At 71.3% G+C, this 22,675-nt stretch carries 23 protein-coding genes and 2 tRNA genes; 17 read left to right on the forward strand and 8 right to left on the reverse strand.

Going from position 1 to position 22,675, the window contains the following annotated elements; all coding sequences use genetic code 11:
* Position 1: 1 nt before the first annotated feature.
* A complete protein-coding gene (locus N912_RS0137130; RefSeq protein WP_028926402.1) occupies positions 2–646 on the reverse strand; it encodes a TetR/AcrR family transcriptional regulator in 645 nt (214 codons plus the stop codon).
* Between the two features lie 109 nt (positions 647–755).
* Between N912_RS0137130 and N912_RS0137135 the strand changes: the two genes are divergently transcribed.
* Positions 756–1,502, forward strand: a complete 747-nt coding sequence (locus N912_RS0137135; protein WP_028926403.1) for a DUF899 domain-containing protein — start codon at positions 756–758, stop codon at positions 1,500–1,502.
* 1 nt (position 1,503) lies between these two features.
* On the opposite strand, the gene N912_RS0137140 is transcribed toward N912_RS0137135, so the two are convergent.
* Positions 1,504–2,673 (reverse strand): MFS transporter, encoded by a 1,170-nt coding sequence (locus N912_RS0137140; RefSeq protein ID WP_028926404.1) that lies wholly within the window; start codon positions 2,671–2,673, stop codon positions 1,504–1,506.
* Between the two features lie 74 nt (positions 2,674–2,747).
* Between N912_RS0137140 and N912_RS0137145 the strand changes: the two genes are divergently transcribed.
* Entirely contained in the window at positions 2,748–3,332 is a 585-nt protein-coding gene (locus tag N912_RS0137145; protein ID WP_245645707.1) for a helix-turn-helix domain-containing protein, read from the forward strand.
* A gap of 24 nt (positions 3,333–3,356) precedes the next feature.
* On the opposite strand, the gene N912_RS0137150 is transcribed toward N912_RS0137145, so the two are convergent.
* Together N912_RS0137150 and N912_RS57075 are read right to left on the reverse strand one after the other, a co-directional pair.
* Positions 3,357–3,430, reverse strand: a tRNA-Pro gene (locus tag N912_RS0137150).
* Positions 3,431–3,476: 46 nt separating this feature from the next.
* Positions 3,477–4,007: a carboxymuconolactone decarboxylase family protein gene (locus N912_RS57075; protein ID WP_037068633.1), complete on the reverse strand. Its 531-nt coding sequence runs from the start codon at positions 4,005–4,007 to the stop codon at positions 3,477–3,479.
* Between the two features lie 59 nt (positions 4,008–4,066).
* Between N912_RS57075 and N912_RS0137160 the strand changes: the two genes are divergently transcribed.
* Positions 4,067–4,137: transfer RNA gene (locus N912_RS0137160), tRNA-Gly, on the forward strand.
* A gap of 258 nt (positions 4,138–4,395) precedes the next feature.
* Here the strand turns inward: N912_RS0137160 and N912_RS0137165 are convergent.
* Complete coding sequence (locus N912_RS0137165) at positions 4,396–5,076, reverse strand: GntR family transcriptional regulator (RefSeq protein WP_051581344.1); 681 nt, start codon at positions 5,074–5,076, stop codon at positions 4,396–4,398.
* Between the two features lie 774 nt (positions 5,077–5,850).
* Positions 5,851–6,069 carry a hypothetical protein gene (locus tag N912_RS0137170; RefSeq protein WP_028926407.1) on the reverse strand — a complete coding sequence of 73 codons (219 nt, stop codon included), beginning with the start codon at positions 6,067–6,069 and terminating at the stop codon, positions 5,851–5,853.
* Positions 6,070–6,231: 162 nt separating this feature from the next.
* On the opposite strand from N912_RS0137170, the gene N912_RS61080 reads away from it, so the two are divergent.
* The 7 genes from N912_RS61080 (at position 6,232) to N912_RS0137205 (ending at position 13,782) form a co-directional block, all read left to right on the forward strand.
* Positions 6,232–7,296, forward strand: a complete 1,065-nt coding sequence (locus N912_RS61080) for a copper resistance D family protein (protein ID WP_051581345.1) — start codon at positions 6,232–6,234, stop codon at positions 7,294–7,296.
* Positions 7,293–8,015: a (2Fe-2S)-binding protein gene (locus N912_RS0137180; protein WP_028926408.1), complete on the forward strand. Its 723-nt coding sequence runs from the start codon at positions 7,293–7,295 to the stop codon at positions 8,013–8,015. Before N912_RS61080 ends, N912_RS0137180 begins: the two co-directional genes overlap by 4 nt.
* A 218-nt stretch (positions 8,016–8,233) precedes the next feature.
* Positions 8,234–9,661, forward strand: coding sequence for a trigger factor (gene tig, locus N912_RS0137185; RefSeq protein WP_028926409.1), 1,428 nt, complete (start codon positions 8,234–8,236; stop codon positions 9,659–9,661).
* A gap of 160 nt (positions 9,662–9,821) precedes the next feature.
* A complete protein-coding gene (locus tag N912_RS0137190) occupies positions 9,822–10,409 on the forward strand; it encodes an ATP-dependent Clp protease proteolytic subunit (protein ID WP_037068641.1) in 588 nt (195 codons plus the stop codon).
* 12 nt (positions 10,410–10,421) lie between these two features.
* Positions 10,422–11,054, forward strand: a complete 633-nt coding sequence (locus N912_RS0137195; RefSeq protein WP_028926411.1) for an ATP-dependent Clp protease proteolytic subunit — start codon at positions 10,422–10,424, stop codon at positions 11,052–11,054.
* Positions 11,055–11,232: 178 nt separating this feature from the next.
* Positions 11,233–12,513 (forward strand): ATP-dependent Clp protease ATP-binding subunit ClpX, encoded by a 1,281-nt coding sequence (gene clpX, locus N912_RS0137200; RefSeq protein WP_028926412.1) that lies wholly within the window; start codon positions 11,233–11,235, stop codon positions 12,511–12,513.
* Between the two features lie 336 nt (positions 12,514–12,849).
* Positions 12,850–13,782 (forward strand): restriction endonuclease, encoded by a 933-nt coding sequence (locus tag N912_RS0137205; protein WP_211261533.1) that lies wholly within the window; start codon positions 12,850–12,852, stop codon positions 13,780–13,782.
* Between the two features lie 137 nt (positions 13,783–13,919).
* Here N912_RS0137205 and fdhD read toward each other — a convergent pair whose 3' ends face one another.
* Positions 13,920–14,744, reverse strand: a complete 825-nt coding sequence (gene fdhD, locus N912_RS0137210; protein WP_028926414.1) for a formate dehydrogenase accessory sulfurtransferase FdhD — start codon at positions 14,742–14,744, stop codon at positions 13,920–13,922.
* Between the two features lie 210 nt (positions 14,745–14,954).
* Between fdhD and N912_RS0137215 the strand changes: the two genes are divergently transcribed.
* From N912_RS0137215 to N912_RS61085, 4 genes are read left to right on the forward strand one after another with little or no spacing between them, the layout of a single operon-like run.
* Positions 14,955–16,352, forward strand: coding sequence for an OFA family MFS transporter (locus N912_RS0137215; RefSeq protein WP_028926415.1), 1,398 nt, complete (start codon positions 14,955–14,957; stop codon positions 16,350–16,352).
* Between the two features lie 2 nt (positions 16,353–16,354).
* Entirely contained in the window at positions 16,355–16,489 is a 135-nt protein-coding gene (locus N912_RS66605; RefSeq protein WP_281176339.1) for an MFS transporter small subunit, read from the forward strand.
* Between the two features lie 10 nt (positions 16,490–16,499).
* Positions 16,500–16,760 (forward strand): DUF6457 domain-containing protein, encoded by a 261-nt coding sequence (locus N912_RS0137225; RefSeq protein ID WP_028926416.1) that lies wholly within the window; start codon positions 16,500–16,502, stop codon positions 16,758–16,760.
* Positions 16,761–16,763: 3 nt separating this feature from the next.
* Positions 16,764–17,672 carry a hypothetical protein gene (locus N912_RS61085; RefSeq protein WP_051581346.1) on the forward strand — a complete coding sequence of 303 codons (909 nt, stop codon included), beginning with the start codon at positions 16,764–16,766 and terminating at the stop codon, positions 17,670–17,672.
* Between the two features lie 175 nt (positions 17,673–17,847).
* Here N912_RS61085 and N912_RS0137235 read toward each other — a convergent pair whose 3' ends face one another.
* Positions 17,848–18,090 carry a hypothetical protein gene (locus N912_RS0137235; RefSeq protein WP_028926417.1) on the reverse strand — a complete coding sequence of 81 codons (243 nt, stop codon included), beginning with the start codon at positions 18,088–18,090 and terminating at the stop codon, positions 17,848–17,850.
* 88 nt (positions 18,091–18,178) lie between these two features.
* Between N912_RS0137235 and N912_RS0137240 the strand changes: the two genes are divergently transcribed.
* The 3 genes from N912_RS0137240 to N912_RS57090 are packed head-to-tail and all read left to right on the forward strand — an operon-like array spanning position 18,179 to position 22,623.
* On the forward strand, positions 18,179–20,836 hold the full coding sequence (locus N912_RS0137240; RefSeq protein WP_028926418.1) for a valine--tRNA ligase: 2,658 nt from the start codon (positions 18,179–18,181) through the stop codon (positions 20,834–20,836).
* A gap of 6 nt (positions 20,837–20,842) precedes the next feature.
* Positions 20,843–22,258, forward strand: coding sequence for a bifunctional tetrahydrofolate synthase/dihydrofolate synthase (folC, locus tag N912_RS0137245; RefSeq protein ID WP_084211544.1), 1,416 nt, complete (start codon positions 20,843–20,845; stop codon positions 22,256–22,258).
* Complete coding sequence (locus N912_RS57090; RefSeq protein ID WP_037068644.1) at positions 22,255–22,623, forward strand: DUF4233 domain-containing protein; 369 nt, start codon at positions 22,255–22,257, stop codon at positions 22,621–22,623. The genes folC and N912_RS57090 overlap by 4 nt, the downstream gene beginning before the upstream one ends.
* The last annotated feature ends 52 nt before the right edge of the window (positions 22,624–22,675 follow it).

Genomic DNA, 22,675 nt, shown 5'->3' on the forward strand with positions numbered 1-22,675 from the left:
GCTACAGCCCGCTGATCACCATGCGCAGCAGCCGCCGGCCGATGTCGTCGCGCTCCTCCGGCGCGAGTGCGCGCAGCGGGCCGTCGACCAGCAGGGTGGCCAGCCCGTGCGCGGCGGACCAGGTCACGAACTCCGCGCCCGGCCGCCGCTCCGCCGGCAGCAGGCCCACGTCGACCAGCTCGTCGAGCCTCGACTGCAGGATCTGGAACGGGGTCAGCCCGCTCGCGCCCACCCGGTCCGGGCTGTTCGCCCCGGACATGTCGGCGGGGATGGAGTACGCGGTGCGGAACATGCCGGGCTCGGCCTGCGCGAAGCGGACGTAGCCGGTGGCGATCGCGCCCAGCCGGGCCTTGGCCAGGGACACTCGGTCGGTTTCCGCGACGGCTGCCATCTCGGCCTCCATGGCCAGCGCCATCTCCGACCACGCCACCGCGCACACCGCGTCGAGCAGCGCGCGGCGGTCCGCGAAGTGCCGGTACGCCGCGTTGGGCGCCACCCCGACCCGTCGGGTGACCTCGCGCAGCACCACCGCGTCCGGCCCGCCGGCCCGCGCCAGCTCGACGCCCGCCTCGATCAGCGCCCGCCGTAGGTGCCCGTGCCGGTAGGTGTCCCGCTTGGGGCTGCTGCCGGCACCGGGCGCGATCATCGATCCTCCTTGTGGACAGCGTCCACAACTTATGCCAGGGTGAACGCCGTCCACAAGCATGGATACTGTCGACAGGCCTGGTGATACGACAGGGGGGAGATTACGAGCCATGGACCTCCCAGAGGTCGTGACACGCGAGGAGTGGCTGGCCGCCCGCAAGGAGCTGCTGGCCAGGGAGAAGGAGCTGACCCGGCTCCGCGACCAGCTCAACGCGGACCGCCGCCGGCTGCCCATGGTCAAGGTCGAGAAGGACTACCGGTTCGAGGGGGCCGATGGTCCGGTGGGCCTTGTCGACCTGTTCGAGGGCAACCGCCAGCTGATCGTCTACCACTTCATGTTCGCCCCGGACTGGCCCGAGGGCTGCCCGAGCTGCGCGGCCACCGCCGACGAGATCAGCGACGGCCTGCTCGACCACCTGCACAGCAGGGACACCACGCTCGCGTTCGTGTCCCGCGCGCCGCTGGCCAAGATCGAGGCGTACCAGGCCCGCAAGGGGTGGCGGCTGCCCTGGTACTCCTCCTACGGCAGCGAGTTCAACTACGACTTCCACGTCACGCTCGACGACTCGGTGACGCCCATCGAGTACAACTACCGCACCCCGTCCGAGCACGTCACGGCCGGTTCGGCGTACTACATCAGCGGCCGCCAGCCGATGGAGGAGCACGGCCACAGCGCCTTCCTGCGCGTCGGCCACACCGTGTACCACACCTACTCGATGTACGCCCGCGCCACCGAGACACTCGGCGGGAGCTACTACTACCTGGACATCACGGCGATGGGTCGCCAGGAGGAGTGGGAGGAGCCCAAGGGCCGCAGCGCCGAGCCCCGCACCGCGAGCCCCGACTTCGCGAGCTGACTCACCTCGATGTGGCGTCCCGCCGCACGGCGAGCAGCGTCAGCCCGGCCAGCGCGGCGCCGATCCAGGCGACGGCGGTGAGCGCCGCGCCGGCGTGCAGGGCTGCCCCGGCCAGCGCGGGGGTCAGGCTGATGCCGAGCTGGAACGCGGACACCGCGGTGGCCCCCGCCAGGGTCGGCGCCCGGTCGGCGAGCGCGAACACCCGCTGGTAGATCGCCGGGTTGAGGACGAACCCGGCGACCCCGAGCGCGGCGACGAGCACGATCGCCGGGATCGGCGCGCGGGCGAACAGGGCCAGGAGCACGGAGCTGGCGGCGATCCCGCCGGCCCCGGTCGCCAGCGCCCGGAACGGCCGCCGGTCGGCGATGCGTCCGCCGACGGCCAGCCCGGCGAAGGCGCCGACCCCGAACAGCGCGAGCACCGGCGGAACCCAGACCTCGGGCAGGCCGGTGACGCCGGTCAGGATCGCGGCCAGGTAGTTGAACGTGATCATGTAGGACGCGGTGCTCAGGATCGTCACCGCATACACCAGCCACAGCCTCGGCTGGCGCATCGACCGCAGCTCGCCGCGCACGTCTGGCGCTTCGCGCCGCCCGGTCGCCGGCAGAGCCAGCGCCAGCGCCGCCGCACTGGCCGCGGTGAGCGCGACCACGCCCCAGAACCCGCCGCGCCACCCGGTGAAGTGGCTCACCAGCGCCCCCGCCGGCCCGCCGGCGATCATGGAGAGGCTCAGCCCGCTCACCACCACGCCGGAGGCCCGCGCGGTGCGCTCCGCCGTGACCAGGCCGACCGCCGTCACCGCCGCGACCGCCCAGAACCCCGCGTACGCCACGCCGGCGACGAACCGCGCGACCAGCAGCACCCAGAACTGGTCGGCCAGCAGGAACACCGCCACCGCCAGCGCGAACACCGCCTGGCTGGCAACCAGCGTGAGCTTGCGCGGCCAGCCCAGGGTGACGATCGCCAGCGGCGGCCCGCCGAGCACGACCCCGAGGGCGAACGCCGAGATCAGCGACCCGGCCGAGGCCAACGACACCCCCAGGTCCTGGGCGGCGGGCGGCAGCACCCCGGCGAGCAGGAACTCCGCGCTGCCCATCGCGAACAAGCTGACCGCGAGCAGGTACACACCCAGCGGCAGCCGGCGGCCGGTCGTGATCTGGTTGTCGACCATGCCTCGACAATGAGTCGCACCGTGCCATAGTTGGTAGCCAGTTCCCGGAAACCGCAAGAACCGAGGTGGTGGCCGTGTCCGGCGACTCGCTGAACGAGGCGACCTACGCCGCGTTGGACGCCGTCGGCGAGCGCCTGCGCCGTCGGCGCCAGTCCCGAGGCCTCACCCTGTCCGAGGTCGCCGACCACACCGGGTTCTCCACCAGCACCCTGTCCCGCCTGGAGTCGGGCCAGCGCCGCGCGAGCCTTGAGCTGCTGCTGCCGCTCGCGGCCCTGTACCGGGTGCCGCTCGACGACCTGGTCGGGGCGCCGCAGATGGGCGACCCGCGCATCTTCCCCAAGCCACGCCGCAAGGGCGACCTGGTAGTGGTGCCGTTGACGCACCATCCGGGCCCGCAACAGGCGTTCAAGATGGTCATCCCGACCGCGCGCTCGGTACCCGCGCTCACCACGCACGAGGGGCACGAGTGGCTGTACGTGCTCTCCGGCGTGCTCCGGCTGATCGTGGGGGAGCGTGACCTCACCCTGCCCAGCGGCCACGCCGCGGAGTTCGACACCCGTGCGCCGCACTGGTTCGGCAGCACCGGGGAGGGCGTGGTCGAGATCTTGAGCCTGCTCAGCGGGCAGGGGGAGAAGATCCACCTCACGTCGGGCGACTAGCTCGCCCGTCGCGGCCGGATCCGGTCGGGGTGGCGGGATTTGAACCCACGGCCCCTCGCTCCCAAAGCGAGTGCGCTACCAAGCTGCGCCACACCCCGTGTACCGGGTTGAGCCTAGCGTGTGCCGGGCGCGGGTCGCCGGTCGCTATCCGATCCGCAGCGCCTCGGGGCCGGCGGCCGGGTCGGGGTCGATCCGCAACGCGACCATCATCCTGGCCAGCATCAGGTAGTGGCCGGCCACCAGTGCCAGCTCGACGATCTCGCGGTCCGGCAGGTGCCGGGCGATCGCCGCGTACCGGGCGTCGTCCACGTCGCCGTCCACGACGCCGGTGACGAAGTCGAGGGCGGCGCGGGTGGGGTCGTCGAACGCGGACCAGTCCTCGGCGTCCAGGGCGTCGATCTGTTCCCGGGTGACGCCGGCGGCCAGGGCGATCGGGACGTGCTGGTCCCATTCGTATGACGCGGCGAGCTGGCCCACGCGCAGGATCGCCAGCTCGCGCAGGGCGGCGTCCAGGGCGAGGTCGGTGAGCAGCGCGCCGCCGAAGCGCAGCCACGGCCGGAACGCCGTCTCGGCGTGCGCCATCAGGCCGAACACGTGCAGTGGGGCCAGCTTGCCCAGCGTTGCGGCAACGCTGGGCGGGGCGTCGGACGCGGTGAGATACGGGACGCGAGCCATGCGGGGAACGCTACCGTCGGTAGCTGAGCTACGCTGTTGCCGTCGCCGTTGGGCGATGCGCGGGCGTAGCTCAATGGTAGAGCCCCAGCCTTCCAAGCTGGCTACGCGGGTTCGATTCCCGTCGCCCGCTCGAGACGGGGTCGTGTGCCCACCGGGAGAGGTGGGCCGGGGTCCGTTATTGCGTTGGGGGACCGAGTCCCCCAAACCCCCTACGGTGCGAGCTTCTCTTGACCCGGCGTGGTTGCGCTGGGTGGGGACCAGCGCCGGTTGCTTTGAGTGCGGACCCGGGCCGGGTTCCTTGGGTACGGCGGCCATGGGGTGTGGGGGATCGCCGTGGGGGTGTGGGGCGTTGGCCTGGGTGGGCCGGTGTGGGGAGCGCGGGGGAGTGCTAGTTGACCGCGGCGATGCTTTCGTCGGCCAGGCGTTCGCCCAGGGTGACGAAGTGGTCGGCTACCTGCCGGGCGCGCTCGGGGTCGCGGGCGCGGTAGGCGGCGATCAGGTCGCGCTGGACGGCCAGGCAGTCGACGGGGACGCCCACGGCGCGGTCGTCGGAGGCGAAGCCGTTGCGGATGTAGCGCTCGAGGGCGCGGCACAGCATCTGCAGGACGCGGACGTCCCAGCTGGTGGCCGCCGGGCGCAGCAGCTCGAAGTAGATCGCATGGCACTCGTCGAAGGCCTCGTCGGGGCGCTCGGTGGGCTCCGAGCAGAGTGTCAGGCGGGCTTCCAGCGCGTCCAGCTCGGCGTCGGACAGCATCGGGCAGGACAGCGCGGCGAGCTCGGGCTCGATGCGCCGGCGCAGCTTGCAGATGCTGTGCAGCTCGGCGGGGTCCAGCGGGGGAACTGTGGCGCTGCGGCCACGCCTGGTGACCAGCAGGCCCTCGGCCTCCAGGCTGCGCAGCGCCTCACGCACGGGAATGAAGCTCACGCCCAACTGGCCGGCGATCTGACGCAGCGAGAACTCCTGCCCCGGCTGGAGCCGGCCGCTCAGGATCGCACGGCGAATTTCCGACGTGACCCGATCGGCGACCGACACCGCCTCGACCGGATGGACGAACGCGGATTGTGTCATCAGGTCTCCACATGTAGGCGGGTTGGTTGATGGCATTCGTTATAGCAGAAAAGTCGCGTTGAGTGTCATGTTTTTAGGTTCGTGCTAACGGACGCTTGGCCTCGGCGGTGCTAGACAGCGCACTGCTGGCCGTCCGGCGCGGGATACCAGTCCGGTAGGTCGAGCGCCGGCGCTGTCGGTGAGGGGTGGGCAGCTTGAGCCGGCCGCGGCCGTGCCGGTCGCGGTGCCGGGCCAGGCTGTATAGGTCGAGGTTCCGGCGTACCGGGGTGGGACTGTAGACCTCCTCTAAATACACGTCTGCACCACCCGCCGCGTTTCGCACCATTTTGGCCGGTTCGGGTGTCCTCGGGGGGTGCCGTGCGCACGGTGGAAGAGGCGGGCTTGGCCGGCTCGCGCGCTGGTGGCCGGGAGGTGGCCCGGGTGCGGGCGTCGTCGCGCGCGGGCGTCGTCGGCGCCGGTCGCATGTGATCCTCCAGGGCCTCGTCGGGGCTGGCTACGGGCGGGGGTGGTGCCGCGTGCGGTGCACTCTTTGCCATTTTCGCCGGTCGACCGTTCGGTCTGTCGCCGGGGTGCGAAAGTGGCTGAACGGGTGTACAGCGACCCCTGTGACGAGGTGGGTTCCGCTGGTCGACGGAGGCGTGACGACACGGATGTTGCCGTCGTGACGAATGTAACGGATGATCCACATGGGACACCGGCGGATCGTCTACCAGGGCAAGCGGGGTTATGGACTAAGCCTGATACTGATTGCCGGAGGGCCGGCGGGGTGCGCGCTCAGGTCGCCGTGGCGTCGGCCGGGTCGCGCCCGGGCGCGTAGCGGCGCACCGAGGGCAGGTCGAGGGCCTGGTCCAGCAGCACCAGGAAGCGGGCCGCGAGCTGTTCGGCCTCGGCGACGGTGAGCAGTCCGCGCCGGGCGCCTCGATGAAGTTCGTCGGCCAGGAGCGAGTGGAACCGCGCCGACCACTCTTCCCGGGTCTGAGCTTCATCCAGCATCCGCGATCAGTACCACGGTGCGTCACCGTCGCCGCTGGTCGTCCGGTTCGAGGCACCCGTTCGGCTGGTCAGATGTACCGGTGAGGGTTACCGGTCGGTGCGGTCCGTTCGGGGGTGCGGACGGATACTTCAGGGACGAGCGGTACGGACGGGGGGACGGTCATGGGTACGGCGGCCGGGCGGGGCACGGCGCCGTCGGTGGGTGCGCCGTCGGTGGGCACGCCGCTGCTGGTCGCCGGCCTGGGCGCGGTCGCGCTGGCCTCGGTGGTGATCGGTATGCGGATTGCGGCGGGCGTGGTGCCGAGGCTGGAGACGGCGACGGCGGCCGCCCGGCTGGCGGTGGACGCGCTCGGCGCGGCGGAGATCGGGCTCGCGCTGCTTCCGTTCCTGGTGGGAGGGCTGTCCGGCGACCGTGACCGGGCCGAGTCGGTGGCCAGGGCGCGCCGCGCGGCGTTCCGGCGGGCCGCCCGGTTGGGGGCACTGGTCGGCGCGGCGTGGGCGATCGCGGCGGTGCTGGCGCTGTGGCTGCAGGCGGCCGGCGCGTCCGGCAGCTCGCCGCTGGCGGTGCGCGCGGGCGCGCTGGTCGACTACGCCGGGCGGATCGCGGCCGGGCGCGGCCTGCTGCTCACCCTGGGCTGCGCGCTGGTGGCGACGGTGGCCGCGCTCGCCTGGGCCTCCGTTCAGTCGGCCCGGCCGCGACGCTCCGGGCACCGGTTCCCGGAGCTGGCGGTCGGCGCCGCGCTGCTCGGGGTGCTGCCGGGGCCGGTCACGGGGCACGCGGCCGGGCACGGCAACCACGAGCCGGCGGTGCTGGTGATCGCGCTGCACGTGATAGCGGCCGGTGCCTGGGTGGGCGGGCTGCTGGCCGTGCTGGTGGTGCTGGCCCGGCACCGCCGGCTGCTGGCCGACGCGCTGCCCCGGTTCGCCACCGCCGCCGGCTGCTGCGCCGCGGTGGTGGCGGCCAGCGGGGTGCTCAGCGCGGTGTTCCGGCTGCCCGCGCCGGCCGCGCTGGTCGGCACCGGCTACGGCGCGCTGGTGCTGGCCAAGGCGGCCGGCCTCGGCGGGCTGCTCGCGCTGGGCTGGCGGGCCCGGCGGCGGTTGTCGTCCTGGGTCGCGGGGCCGTCGACCGCGCGGGCGCCGCTGGCCCGCTGGCTCGGGCTGGAGCTGGCGGTGATGGCGGTGGTGTTCGGGCTGGGGCCCGCGCTGGCCAGTTCGGCACCGGCATGAGGTTGCGTCACGCGGTGGACGACGTCGCCGGCATCGGCCAGTTCTTCGCCGCGACCGCCAACCCGGCCGAGGCGGTGGACGACAGCTGGCGCCCGCTGCGCGAGCTGTACACCGACCCCGCCCCGCTGGCCGCCCGGATCCGCCAGGTCCGCGACGCGCTGGGCGGCGGCACCGAGAGGAGCGCAGGCGGAACGAGCATCGGTGCCGAGGAAAGAGTGGCCGCTTCGATCACGTACCAGGGGCTGGCCGCGCGCCTGGTCTCGCCGCTGCTCGCGCTCGCCTCCGTGCACGGCCTGGTGCCGCCGTGGTCGCCCGACACGCTGCACTGGCGCCCCGCCGCGGTCGGCCCGTGGCCACTGTGGGAGTCCGCACAACACGCGCGAGCCCCGGCCGACCTACCCTCGGCCGTCGTCGACGCCCTGGTCCAACCGCACCTGGCGGCCCTCGCGGCGGCCACCAAGAAGCTGGTCTCGGTCTCCGAGCGCACCCTGCGGGGCAACGCCGCGTCCTCGATCGCCGCGGCCGGCGCGATGGTCGCCCGCGCCCGCCCGTCCGCCGCCACCGCCGCCCACCAGGTGGTTTCCGCGCTGCTGGCCACCCCCTGGCTGGACGGCTCGGGCTCCCTCGGCCCGGGATGGGCGTTCCGCCGCCGCTCGTGCTGCCTGTACTACCGGGTGCCCGGCGGCGGGCTGTGCGGCGACTGCGTACTCGGCCGCTGACCCCGGTGATCGTGCGGCCGCACGCGCATCCGCACGTGCCCCCGAGAGTCGACAGATGCGGCGTGGCCAGCGGCGGTGCGGACACGCCGTTCGCCTAGACTCGGGTGAGCGGCCCCGAACGGGCCAAGCTGTGGGCACCCGGTGCCCCCGTGGCCGGCGGGGAGCCAGGGGTCATGGGGCCGCCCGAAGCCAGTACGTCTTTCGCACGAGGAGATCTAGTGAAGAGCACCGTCGAGCGGCTCAGCCCGACGCGCGTCAAGCTCAACGTCGAGGTGCCCTTCGACGAGCTCAAGCCGAACTTCGACCGCGCCTACCGCAAGCTCGCCCAGCAGGTTCGCATCCCCGGCTTCCGCCCCGGCAAGGCCCCGGCCCGCATCCTGGAGGCCCGCCTCGGCCGCGCCGTGGTGCTCGACGAGGTGGTCAACGAGGCGGTGCCGGCCAAGTACAGCGAGGCGGTGCAGGCCGAGGACGTCAGGCCGCTGGGCCGCCCGGAGATCGACGTCACCGAGATCAAGGACGGCGAGCAGCTGGCCTTCACCGCCGAGGTCGACGTCCGCCCCAGCATCGAGCTGCCGGACGCCTCGGCCATCTCCGTCGAGGTGGACGACGTCGAGGTCACCGACGACGAGGTCACCGAGCAGCTGGACGGGCTGCGCGCCCGGTTCGGCACCCTGACCGGCGTCGAGCGCCCGGCCGCCAAGGACGACTTCGTGGTCGTCGACCTCTCCGCCTCGGTGGACGGCAAGCCCGTCGAGGAGGCCGCCACCACCGGGCTGTCGTACCAGATCGGCTCCGGCGGCCTGATCGAAGGCATCGACGAGGCGCTCACCGGCCTGTCCGAGGGCGAGTCCAAGTCGTTCACCACCAAGCTGGTGGCCGGCGAGCACGCCGACTCCGAGGCCGAGGTCACCGTCGCGGTGACCGCGGTCAAGGAGCGCGAGCTGCCCGACGCCGACGACGAGTTCGCCCAGCTCGCCAGCGAGTTCGACACCCTCGACGAGCTGACCGCCGACCTGCGCGACCGGATCGGCAAGGCCAAGCGCATGCAGCAGGCCGCGCAGGCCAGGGACAAGACGCTGGAGGCCCTGCTGGAGGGCACCGAGGTGCCGCTGCCGGAGAGCGTCCTGGAGGCCGAGCTGGAGGTGCGCCGGCACGACGCCGTGCACCCGTTCGACCACGACGAGGAGAAGTTCGCGCAGTGGCTGTCCGAGCAGGGCCGCACGCGCGAGGAGTTCGACGAGGAGTCCCGCAAGGACGCCGAGCGCTCGGTGAAGACCCAGCTGGTGCTCGACGCCATCGCGGACGCCGAGGAGGTCGGCGTCACCGACATGGAGCTGACCCAGCAGATCGTCTCGCAGGCCCAGCGGTTCGGCATCAGCCCCGAGGAGTTCCTGCAGCGCACCCAGCAGGCCGGCCAGCTCGGCGCGGTCTACGCCGACGTGCGCCGGGGCAAGGCGCTGGCCACCGTGGTCCGCCAGGCCACCGTGACCGACCCCTCCGGCGGCGAGGTGGACCTGACCGAGTTCCTCGGTGAGGCCGACGCCGACGAGGCCGACGAGGTGACCGAAGAGGCCACCGACCAGGCAGAATCCGACCAGACGGAGACCGAGGAGGCCGAGCAGCGGCCTGCCGCCGCGAAGGCCTGAGTGCCGTGACCTGTGCTCTGAGCGAACGGGTTCGCCAACACTGCATCGGCGCCCGCAAGCTTGGTTAGGGTCAAGACCAACCGAGCGCGGGCATGAGCCAATACGGAACAGAAAGCAGGCAGACGTGACGCAGTACCCAACCTTGCCGGCGGGGCCGCAGATGCGGGCCGCGGCGCCGTCGTCGATGACGCTGAGCGACTCGGTGTACGAGCGGCTGCTCCAGCAGCGCATCATCGTGCTCGGCCAGCAGGTCGACGACGAGATCGCGAACAAGATCTGGGCGCAGATGCTGCTGCTCGCGGCCGAGGACCCGACCGCCGACATCTCGCTGTACATCAACTCACCGGGCGGCTCGGTGAACGCCGGCATGGCGATCTACGACACCATGCAGTACGTCGAGTGCGACGTGGCCACCTACGCGATGGGCCTGGCGGCCTCCATGGGGCAGTTCCTGCTCTCCGCGGGCACCAAGGGCAAGCGGTACGCGCTGCCGCACGCGCAGATCCTGATGCACCAGCCCTCCGCCGGCGTGGGCGGCACCGAGTCGGACATCGCCATCCAGGCCGAGCAGTTCCGCCGGCACAAGAAGGTGATGGCCGACCTGATCGCCGAGCAGACCGGGCAGAGCGCGGAGCGGATCACCGCCGACTCGGACCGGGACCGCTGGTTCACCGCGCAGGAGGCCCTGGAGTACGGCTTCATCGACCACGTCGTGTCCCGCGCGAACCACGCGGCGAGCGCGAGCTAAGAGGAGAGGCACGTGTCCCAGTACCAGGCGCCACAGTCCCGCTACGTGCTGCCCTCGTTCATCGAGCGCACCAGCTACGGGATGAAGGAGTCCAACCCGTACAACAAGCTCTTCGAGGAGCGGATCATCTTCCTCGGGGTGCAGATCGACGACGCGTCGGCCAACGACGTGATGGCCCAGCTGCTGGTGCTGGAGTCCACCGACCCGGACCGCGAGATCTGGATGTACATCAACTCGCCGGGCGGCTCGTTCACCTCTTTGATGGCGATCTACGACACCATGCAGTACATCCGCCCGGACATCCAGACGGTGTGCTTGGGTCAGGCTGCGTCGGCGGCCGCAGTGCTGCTGGCCGCCGGAACGCCTGGCAAGCGGTTCGCCGTGCAGAACGCCAGGATCCTGATCCACCAGCCGGCGATGGAGGGCGCCTACGGCCAGGTTTCCGACCTGGAGATCCAGGCCGCGGAGATTTCCCGGCTGCGCAAGCTGATGGAGACTACTCTGGCCAAGCACACCGGTCGAGACGAGGTGCTGATCCGCACTGACATCGAGCGGGACAAGATCTTGACGGCGGAAGAGGCCAAGGAGTACGGCATCGTCGACGACATCATCCAGAGCCGCAAGCTCTCGGTCGTGGGTCGCTGACGGGTTTTCGAGGCAATGCGGACGGCGGTGAGGTGCGCGACACGCCAGTTGTGGCGGCCTACCGCTGTCCCCCGCCGATTGGGGGCAGTCTTGTGCTCCCCCTACGGCGGGTTGGACGGGTACGGTCAGGACAGGCATGCCGATCGGGTATGCCGGATGGGACGTTAGGTACGCACTCATGGCGCGCATCGGTGACGGCGGTGACCTGCTCAAGTGCTCGTTTTGCGGGAAGAGCCAGAAACAGGTCAAGAAACTGATCGCCGGTCCCGGCGTGTACATCTGCGACGAGTGCATAGACCTCTGCAACGAGATCATCGAGGAGGAGCTCGCCGAGGCGGGTGAGGTCAAGCTCGACGAGCTGCCCAAGCCGGCGGAGATCCACGACTTCCTGGACCAGTACGTCATCGGCCAGTCCACGACCAAGCGGACCCTCTCGGTCGCGGTGTACAACCACTACAAGCGCATCCAGGCCGGCGACAAGGGCCGTAGCGACGGTGGCGAGGGTGTCGAGCTGTCCAAGTCCAACATCCTGATGCTCGGCCCCACCGGCTGCGGCAAGACCTACCTGGCGCAGACCCTGGCCAAGCTGCTCAACGTCCCGTTCGCGATCGCCGACGCCACCGCCCTCACCGAGGCCGGCTACGTCGGCGAGGACGTGGAGAACATCCTGCTCAAGCTGATCCAGGCGGCCGACTACGACGTCAAGCGCGCCGAGACCGGGATCATCTACATCGACGAGGTCGACAAGATCGCCCGCAAGTCGGAGAACCCGTCGATAACGCGCGACGTCTCCGGCGAGGGCGTGCAACAGGCCCTGCTGAAGATCCTGGAGGGCACGACGGCGTCGGTGCCGCCGCAGGGCGGGCGCAAGCACCCGCACCAGGAGTTCATCCAGATCGACACCACGAACGTGCTGTTCATCGTGGCCGGCGCGTTCGCCGGCCTGGAGAAGATCATCTCCGACCGGGCCGGCAAGCGCGGCCTGGGCTTCGGCGCGGAGATCCGCTCCAAGGCCGACCTGGACAACAGCGAGAACTTCTCCGACGTGATGCCCGAGGACCTGATCAAGTTCGGGCTCATCCCGGAGTTCATCGGCCGGCTGCCCATGGTCGCCTCGGTGACCAGCCTGGACAAGGAAGCCCTTGTCCGCATCCTCACCGAGCCGCGCAATGCGCTGGTCAAGCAGTACCGCAAGCTGTTCGAGATGGACGGCGTGGAGCTGGAGTTCTCCACCGACGCCCTGGAGGCCGTCGCCGACCAGGCCATCCTGCGCGGCACCGGCGCCCGAGGCCTGCGCGCCATCATGGAAGAGGTCCTGCAGCCGGTGATGTACGACATCCCCAGCCGCGACGACGTGGCCAAGGTCCTGGTCAGCGCCAAGACCGTCAAGGACAACGTCAACCCGACCATCGTCCCGCGCCAGCCCGCCCGCCGCGAACGCCGCGAACGCTCCGCGTGAGCCGGCTTGATGGGGCGACCCGTGTGCGCGGAAAGCGCGCACCGCGGCCGGCTCACTGACGATGTTGGGGGGTCGACCCCCCATACCCCCACGGTGCGAGCTCCTCTCGACCCGGCGTGGCCCGTTCGGCTTTGACCAGCGCCGGACGAATGCGCAGGTCAAGACCCGTGAGTGGTTAGCGGTGCTATGACACCGCTAACCACTCACGGGTTCTGACCTCGGCGTTTGATGCGGGCGGGCACCTCAGCGGAAGCCGATCGGGGTGACGCCGGACTCGGTGGCCAGGGTAGAGACGTCTCGAGGAGCCCCCGACATCGTTCGGTTAGCCTCTCGACCGTGGCCGACGGCAAGGGGACAGTGACCGAGATGCCGACCTGGGACGGCTTCCTGCTGCCTGTGCTGCAGGTGCTCAGGGGCGGTGAGAGTGCCCAGGCACGCGACGTTCAGGACCAGGTCGCCGAGCACGTCGGCTTGACCCATGCTCAGCGCAACGAGGTTCTCGAGTCGGGACAGCCTCGTTTCCGGAATCGCGTGGGATGGGCGATGTCCTCGCTTGCACGTGCTGGCGCCCTCGCCCGGCCGCGACGAGGCACTTACATCATTACCGATGTGGGGCGTCGTCTTCTCGGCGAGCACCCGCATCGTCTGGACGAGGTCGATCTCCGCCAGATCCCCGCCTACCGGGATCATGTCCCAGCACGTCGTGCGAGCGTCGCCAGCACGCCTGTTGACGAGGCCGCGCGCACCGCTGCGCTCGATCCCGTTGAGCAGATCGATGCCGGCATCTCCCGGCTGCGTGCGGAGGTCGCGGCGCAGCTTCTCGAACGTCTCCGCACCGCGAGTCCTGACTTTCTCGAGCGGTCCGTTCTCGATGTCCTCGTCGCGATGGGATATGGGGGAGTTGAGCAGCGTGCGCGTCGGATCGGTGGCAGTGGCGATGGAGGGGTCGACGGCGTGATCGGCCAGGACCCGCTTGGCCTAGCCCGAATCTATGTGCAGGCCAAACGATACGCGGCCGACAACATCGTCGGCCGGCCCCAGGTCCAGGGCTTCGTCGGCGCCCTCCACGGCCAGCAAGCCAACCAGGGAGTCTTCATCACGACCAGCGCCTTCTCTCGAGAAGCGGTCGACTACGCACGCACGGTCAATGCGAGCGTCATCCTGATCGATGGTGAGCGCCTTACCAACCTCATGATCGACCGTGGGGTCGGTGTACAGGCCGTACAGACCTACACAATCGTCAAGCTGGACGAGGACTACTTCGAGTAGCCGGCGGAGGCGATCTGAGTTGTTCGACCGGGCGTGGCCCGGTGTGCTCCGACCAACGCCGGCCGCAAACGCGCAGGTCAAGACCCGTGAGTGGTTAGCGGTGCTATGACACCGCTAACCACTCACGGGGTCTGACGTCAGCGTTTGATGCGGGTGGTGTTGGCGTAGACGTTCATGGTGTCGCCTCGGAGGAAGCCGATCAGGGTGACGCCGGACTCGGTGGCCAGGTCTACGGCGAGGGAGGACGGGGCGGATACGGCGGCCAGTATGGGCACGCCGGCCATCACCGCCTTCTGGGTGAGCTCGAAGGAGGCGCGGCCGGAGACCATGAGGACGCAGCCCGCGCCCGGGATCCGGTTGTTGAGCAGGGCCCAGCCGAGGGCCTTGTCGACGGCGTTGTGGCGGCCGACGTCCTCGCGGGCGACCAGCAGCGTGCCGTCGGCGGTGAACAGGCCGGCGGCGTGCAGCCCGCCGGTGCTGTCGAACACCCGCTGCGCCTCCCGCAGGCGGTCCGGCAGCTCGGCGAGGACGGACGGGGCGACCAACACCGGGTCGTCGGCGGGGGAGAAGCGGGTGCGCAGGCGGACCGCGTCCAGCGAGGCCTTGCCGCACACCCCGCAGGACGACGTGGTGTAGAAGTTCCGCTCCACGCCGGGGTCGGGCGGGGGGACGCCGGCGCCCAGGGTCACGTCCAGGACGTTGTAGGTGTTGCGGCCGTCCTCGTCCACCGAGTCGCAGTACCGCGCGGACGACACGTCCGGGACCGCCTCGATGACGCCCTCGGTGAGCAGGAAGCCGTGCGCCAGCTCCACATCGTGGCCGGGGGTGCGCATGGTGACGGCCAGCGGCGTGCCGTTGACCCGCAGCTCGAGCGGTTCCTCCACGGCCAGCCGGTCCGGCGCCGTGCGCTCCCCGGCCGGCCCCAGCCGCAGCACCGAGGTGCGCGCGATCAACCTGCCCACTCGCGCCTCCACGATCATCCGATAGGGGGTTATTTGCCCGATCCTGAGGCCTGGTAACCGCCTTCCTGGCTGCTCGCCGACCTCCGGCGGGTCCGAACCGTCCAGGTTCCAGTTGTGGACAGCCCTCCGTGCATACAGTATTGCTGCGTTTCCAACGTGCCGGGCACGGGCACAATTCCCGGCACGGCCGCCGCGAGGGAGGCAGCTCCAATGAGCGTAGCTGGATTCCTTGATCGTTCTCGTATCGTCGCGCCCGAAGGGTGGAGCCGCTGGCTGATCCCGCCGGCGGCGCTGTCCATCCACCTGGCGATCGGCCAGGCCTACGCCTGGAGCGTGTTCAAGCTGCCGCTGGGCGGGTCGCTGCTCAAGGGCAACGAGTACGCCGGCACGCTCAGTGCGATGCCGTTCACCCTGGGCATCGTGATGCTGGGGGTGTCGGCGGCGCTGTTCGGCACGGCCGTGGACCACCGGGGGCCGCGCTGGGCGATGCTGGTGGCCACCGCCTGCTTCTCCTCCGGCTTCCTGATCTCCGCGCTGGGCGTGGCCGTCGGCCAGTACTGGCTGGTCATCTTCGGCTACGGGTTCGTCGGCGGGATCGGGCTGGGCATCGGCTACATCTCGCCGGTGTCCACGCTGATCAAGTGGTTCCCGGACCGCCCGGGGATGGCCACCGGGATCGCGATCATGGGCTTCGGCGGTGGGGCGCTGATCGCCTCGCCGTGGTCGACGTCCATGCTCGCCGCCTTCGGCGCCAGCGGGGCGAACCCGAGGGCCAGCGGCATCGCCTGGACGTTCCTGATCCACGGCATCGTCTACGCGGTGTTCATGTCGATGGGCTGGCTGCTGGTCAGGGTGCCGCGCGAGGGCTGGCAGCCGGCCGGGTGGGACCCGGCGACCGCGCACAAGCGCCCGCTGGAGAGCAAGGCCAACGTCTCGGCCCGCAACGCGATCAAGACGCCGCAGTTCTGGCTGCTCTGGGTGGTGCTGTGCTTCAACGTGACCGCCGGCATCGGCATCCTGGAACGGGCCTCGCCGCTCTACCAGGACTTCTTCCGGAGCAGCACGCCCGCGCAGGTGCTCACCGCGGCCGCCGCCGGGTTCGTGGCGATCCTCTCGCTGGCCAACATGCTCGGCCGGTTCGTCTGGTCGTCCACCTCGGACCTGATCGGGCGCAAGAACGCCTACCGGATGTACCTCGGGGTCGGGGCGATCCTGTACCTGGTGCTGGAGCTGGTCGGCAACGCCAGCAAGGCGGTGTTCCTGATCTGCGCGCTGCTCATCCTGTCCTTCTACGGGGCGGGGTTCGCGACGGTGCCGGCGTACCTGCGTGACCTGTTCGGCACCTACGAGGTGGGCGCCATCCACGGCCGGCTGCTCACCGCGTGGTCGGCGGCCGGCGTGTTCGGCCCGGTGATCGTCAACTTCATCGCGGACCGGCGGCTGGCCGCCGGGTACTCCGGGCCGAGCCTGTACAGCCTGGCGTTCCAGATCATGATCGGGCTGCTGGTGATCGGGTTCGTGTGCAACGAGCTGATCAAGCCGGTCAACCCGAGGTTCCACGAGCCGGGCGAGGGCGCCGGGGCGCTCCCGGCGGAGAGGGCGGCGTAGCCATGGCGGAGACGAGCGCGGCCACCCCTCCGTCGCGGGTGGCGTTGACGGTGCTGGCGTGGGCGTGGGTGATCGTGCCGTTCTGTTACGGCGTGTGGCGGCTGTTGATTACCGTGGTGCAGCTGTTCGCGGGGTAGGTTCGGCGGCATGAGCACGATGTTCGAGTGGATCGACGCGGCGTGTGACGAGCTCGGGCTCGACCTGGCCGACCAGCAGGCGACCACCACCACGGTGCTCGACCTGACCGCCGACGTGGCGCACGGGGTGGCCCGGCCGGCCGCGCCGGTCACCGCGTTCCTGGTCGGCCTGGCCGCCGGGCGGTCGGAGGACCCCGAGGCCGCTGTGGTGGAGTACGCGCGGCGGCTGTCCGAGCGGGCCAAGGCCTGGGAGCCGGAGCGGTCGGGGTAGGCCGTGACCTCGCTGGTGGCGGCCGCGATGCGGGCCGGGCGGGTGCTGCCCGGCCGGCGCCGGAAGCGGACGTTCCGCGGGCCCACCCTGCCGTTCGGGCGTGACCCGGAGGGGCTGACCCGGTGGCAGGCCGAGCGCGCGCAGTGGCGCCACGACGCGATGCGGCCTGATGACTACCGGGCGGTGCTCTTCGCGCTGGAGGACGCGAGCCTGGACGACCGGCCGCACCTGCGGCGCGCGATCGCGGCCGGTCACCCCGCGGCCGTCGTGCTCTCGCTGGCCACGCGGCTGAATGCGCACGGGCCGGACTGGGCGTCGGAGCGGCTGCGGCTGGTCGATGACGTGCTCGGGCCGCGGTGTCGGTTCGGGGTGCGGATCGACCAGGTGGACGGCACCACGTGCGGCTCGGCCGTGCTGCTGGTGATGGCCACCGCCGCCGACCCGCTGCTGACGTTGGAGATCACCACGCCGAGGTTCGACCTGCTCGGCTTCGAGCGCCGGCTGGACCAGCGGCAGCTGGCCATCCACCGGCAGAGCAACCGGGCCTGGCCGCGCGCGTTGGGCACCAGTCCGTGGGGGATGGCCGGCTGGCTGCGCCGGCACGCGGCGGGCGTCGGCCCGTACCGGGTGCGGCTGGTGGACGACGGCGCGGCGGAGGACCTGTCCGCCGCCCTGGACGAGGTCGACGCCGCGCTCGACCAGGCCGACCCGGTGCCGCTGCTCATCGGCACGTCCGTACCCCGCCACTACGCGCTGGCGCTGAGCCGCGAGGGTGATCGCTGGCGGGTGTACGACCCGAGCTCCGGCGAGGTCCGCGCCGTGCCACTGGACGCCGTGCGCGAACACAAGCTCGCGCCCCTGCTCGGCTTCGACCATCTGCAGGGCGTCCTGTTGCCACGCCGTACTTCGTGACGGTCACCGGTGTCCGACCCAAGTTGATAGATCGTTCTAGCTGTAGATAGATCGTTCTACTTTGTGGTGTGAGCGGGCTCGCGCGAGTGTGAGCCCGCGTCGACGCGAGCGTGCGTGAGCGTAAGCGTGCGTGAGCGTGGGGCGGCGCCGGTCACGAGCGTCGCCGCCGCGCCGGTCACGTGGTGAGGTCGTCGGACTGGCGGCCGCGCGGGGCCGGGTGTTCCACGAGCGCGAGCACCCGGTTCGACATGAACCGCGCGGTGCGCACCGGGGTACCGCCCCGAGTCACCTCGGTGACCTCGACGACGCCGCGGCCCTGCGTGATCTCGACCCGGCGGCCGGCCCGCGTGGCCACGATCTCGTAGCTGCGCGTCGAGCCGCCCGCGTCGATCACCACCTCGACCCGGTCACCCTTCATGCATAATTCAACGTCGCAGGTAGCCGGCCGATTCCCGGTCCCGCACCACCGGCCGTAACCGGGTGCGCCCAACTCGTAGACTGACCAGATGACCGAGACTCTCCCGCCCCAGCAGCGCGCATCCCTCCCTTCGCGGTGGGAGCCGGCGGCGGTAGAGGCCGAGCTGTACCAGCGCTGGGTGGACGCCGGCTACTTCACCGCCGACGCGCACAGCGACAAGCCGCCGTTCACCATCGTCATCCCGCCGCCCAACGTCACCGGCAGCCTGCACATCGGCCACGCGTTCGAGCACACGCTGATCGACATTCTGGTCCGCCGGCGCCGCATGCAGGGCTACGAGACGCTCTGGCTGCCGGGCATGGACCACGCCAGCATCGCCGTCCACGCGCTGGTCGAGCGCGCGCTGGCCGCCGAGGGCACCGGCCGCCGTGAGATCGGCCGGGAGGCGTTCGTCGAGCGGACCTGGGAGTGGAAGGCCGAGCACGGCGGCGCGATCCTGTCCCAGATGCGCCGGCTCGGCGACAGCGTGGACTGGTCGCGCGAGCGGTTCACCATGGACGAGGGCCTCAGCCGCGCCGTGCTCACCATGTTCAAGCGGCTCTACCAGGACGGCCTGATCTACCGCGCCGAGCGGATGGTCAACTGGTCGCCCGACCAGCGGACCGTGCTCTCCGACATCGAGGTCGAGTACCGCGACGTGGAGGGCGAGCTGGTCTCCATCCGCTACGGGGACGGCGAGAACGCGCTGGTGGTGGCCACCACCCGGGTCGAGACCATGCTCGGCGACACCGCCGTGGCCGTGCACCCCGACGACCAGCGCTACGCGCACCTGGTCGGCACCGAGATCGAGCTCCCGCTGGTCGGCCGGAAGATCAAGGTCGTGGCCGACGAGCACGTGGACCCGGAGTTCGGCACCGGCGCGGTCAAGGTCACCCCGGCGCACGACCCGAACGACTTCGAGATCGGCCGCCGCCACGGGCTGCCGATGCCGTCGGTGATGGACGAGAGCGGCCGGATCCAGAACACCGGCACCGAGTTCGACGGCATGGACAGGTTCGAGGCGCGGGTGGCCGTGCGCGAGGCCCTGCGCGCGCAGGGCAGGATCGTCGAGGAGAAGCGGCCCTACCTGCACAGCGTCGGGCACAGCTCGCGCGGCAAGCACGAGCCGATCGAGCCGAGGCTGTCGCTGCAGTGGTTCGTCAAGGTCGAGCCGCTGGCGAAGGCGGCCGGTGACGCGGTGCGCGACGGGCGGGTCGCGGTGCACCCGAAGTCGATGGAGCCGCGCTGGTTCGGCTGGGTGGACAACATGCACGACTGGTGCATCTCCCGCCAGCTCTGGTGGGGCCACCGCATCCCGGTCTGGTACGGGCCGAACGGCGAGGTCGTCTGCGTCGGCCCGGACGAGCAGCCGCCGTCCGGCGAGGGCTGGCACCAGGACGAGGACGTGCTGGACACCTGGTTCTCCTCCGGGCTGTGGCCGTTCTCCACCCTCGGCTGGCCGGAGCGCACGCCGGATCTTGCCAAGTTCTATCCGACGTCGGTGCTGGTCACCGGCTACGACATCCTGTTCTTCTGGGTCGCCCGGATGATGATGTTCGGGCTGTACGCGATGAAGGACGACGGCCCGGCCGGCGCGATCCCGTTCCATACGATCGCGCTGCACGGCATGGTGCGCGACCAGCACGGCAAGAAGATGTCCAAGACGCTGGGCAACACCGTCGACCCGACCGACTGGATGGACCGGTACGGCACGGACGCGCTGCGGTTCGCGCTGGCCAGGGTCGCCAACCCGGGCACGGACGCGCCGATCGGGGAGGACGCCGCGCTGGCCGCGCGCAACTTCGGCACCAAGCTGTGGAACGCCACCCGGTTCGCGCTGGCCAAGGGCGCCGACCCGGACGGCGAGATCGACCCGGCCTGGCTGACCGACGCGGACCGCTGGATCCTGGACCGAGTGGGCGCGGTGGTCGCCGAGGCGGACGCCCTGCTGGAGGACTTCCAGTTCGCCAAGGCCACCGAGCTGCTCTACCACTTCACCTGGGACGAGTTCTGCGACTGGTACCTGGAGCTGGCCAAGGTCCAGCTGGCCGAGGGCGAACAGCGGGCGGCGACGACCAGGGCGGTGCTGGGCAACACGCTGGACGTGCTGCTGCGGCTGCTGCACCCGGTGATGCCGTTCCTCACCGAGGAGCTGTGGACGGCGCTGACCGGTGAGCAGTCGCTGGTGATCGCGGACTGGCCACGGCTGACCGACCAGGCGCGCGGGGTGAACACCCGGGCGGCGGAGCGGATCGCGGCGGTGATCAAGCTGGTCACCGAGGTGCGGCGGTTCCGGGCCGACCAGGGGCTGCGGCCGGCGCAACCCGTGCCGGCGCGGTTGGACGGGGTGGCGGCGGCCGGGTTGGACGGCCAGTTGGACGCGGTGCGCGCGCTGGCGAAGCTGGGCGTGCCGGAGGACGGGTTCACCCCGACCGCCTCGGTGGAGGTCGGGCTGGCCGGCGGCTCGGTGCGGGTGGAGCTGGACACCTCGGGGACGATCGACGTGGCCGCCGAGCGGGCCCGGCTGGCCAAGGACCTGGCGGCCGCCGAGAAGGAGCTGGCCGGCGCCGAGGCGAAGCTGTCCAACCCGAAGTTCACCGAGCGCGCCCCGGAGGAGGTGGTCGCCGGGATCCGCGCCCGGCGTGACACCGCCGTGGCCGACATCGAACGGATCCGCGCGGGTCTCGCCGCGCTGCCGGAGGCATAGGACGGGATGGCGGCAGGCAAGAAGACGTCCGCGGCGGAGGCCGAAAGGCGCCAGGCGGCCGACGAGCAGGTCAGGGCCGACTTCCGGGCGGTGGAGGCCGAGCTGGACCGCCGCTGGCCGGAGTCGAAGATCGAGCCGTCGCTGGAGCGCATCCAGGCGCTGGTCGACCTGCTCGGCGACCCGCAGCGGGCGTACCCGGTGGTGCACCTGGCCGGCACCAACGGCAAGACGTCCACCGCGCGGATGATCGACGCGCTGCTCACCGAGGCCGGCCTGCGCACCGGCCGGTACACCAGCCCGCACCTGCAGTCGGCCACCGAGCGGATCTGCCTGGACGGCGCGCCGATCACGATGGCCCGGTACGTCGAGGTCTACCGCGAGGTCGAGCCGTACGTGCGGCTGGTGGACGAGCGCGCAGGCGACGGCCCGGCGATGAGCAAGTTCGAGGTGCTCACCGCGATGGCGTTCGCCGCGTTCGCGGACGCCCCGGTGGAGGCCGCGATCCTGGAGACCGGCCTGGGCGGCACCTGGGACGCCACCAACGTGGCCGACGGCACCGTCTCGGTGGTCACGCCCATCGGCGTGGACCACGTGGAGTACCTCGGCCCGGAGCTGACCGGGATCGCCGGCGAGAAGGCCGGGATCATCAAGCCCGGTTCGATCGCCGTGCTCGCCGCCCAGGACACCGAGGTGGCCGCCGTGCTCATGGAGCGCTGCGCCGAGGTGGGCGCCACGGTGGCCAGGCAGGGCATGGAGTTCGGCGTGCTGCGCCGTACCCAGGCGGTCGGCGGCCAGCTGCTCAAGCTGCAGGGCCTGGGCGGCGCCTACGACGAGGTGTTCCTGCCGCTGCACGGCGAGCACCAGGCCAACAACGCCGCGCTCGCGCTGGCCGCCGCCGAGGCGCTGATCGGCGCCGGCGCGAACCGCCAGCTCGACGCCGACGCGGTGCGGTCGGCGTTCGCCGGAGTGGCTGCGCCGGGACGGCTGGAGCGGGTACGGACCGCGCCGGCGGTGCTGGTGGACGCCGCGCACAACCCGCACGGCGCCCGCGCGCTCGCGTCCGCGCTCGCCGACGAGTTCGGCTTCCGCCGGCTGATCGGCGTGCTCGCGGTGCTGCGGGACAAGGACGCGCGCGGCATGCTCGACCAGCTCGAACCGCTGCTCGACGAGGTGGTGGTCACCAGCAACTCCTCGCCGCGCGCCCGCGACGTGGACGACCTGGCCGCCGACGCGGTGGCCGTCTTCGGCGCCGACCGGGTGGTCGTCGAGCCCCGGCTGGACGACGCGGTGGAGCAGGCGATCCAGATGGCCGAGGAGGTCGACGAGGACGACGGCGCGCTGGCCGGCGGCGGCGTGCTGGTCACCGGCTCGGTGGTCACCGCGGGCGAGGCGCGGACCCTGTTCGGCAAGGAACCGGCGTGACGCAGCCCGACCCGTGGAAGGGCTTCCGCGGCGTGATGGCCGCGACCCTGATCCTGGAGTCGATCGTCGTCCTGCTCACCCTGCTGGTCGTCACCAAGATCGGCGACAACGGCGGCCCGCTGGGCGTCGGCATAGTCCTCGCCCTGGCCGCCGCCATGATCGTCACCGTCCGCTTCCTCCGCCGCCCCTGGGCGCTGAAGCTCGCTATCGCCCTCCAGCTCGCCACCATGGCCTGCGGCTTTCTGGTGTTCGCCCTCGGCGTGCTCGGCCTGATCTTCGGCCTGGTCTGGTTCGCGCTGCTGATGATGCGCCGCGACGTCGCCGCCCGCATGTCCCGAGGAGAACTACCTGGTCAGAACCCGTGAGTGGCTGGGGCCGCCATAGCAACCCTAGCCACTCACGGCCTTGACGATCCCT

The sequence above is a fragment of the Actinospineispora acaciae DSM 45401 genome, from assembly GCF_000620785.1.
Taxonomy (GTDB): Bacteria; Actinomycetota; Actinomycetes; order Mycobacteriales; family Pseudonocardiaceae; genus Pseudonocardia; species Pseudonocardia acaciae.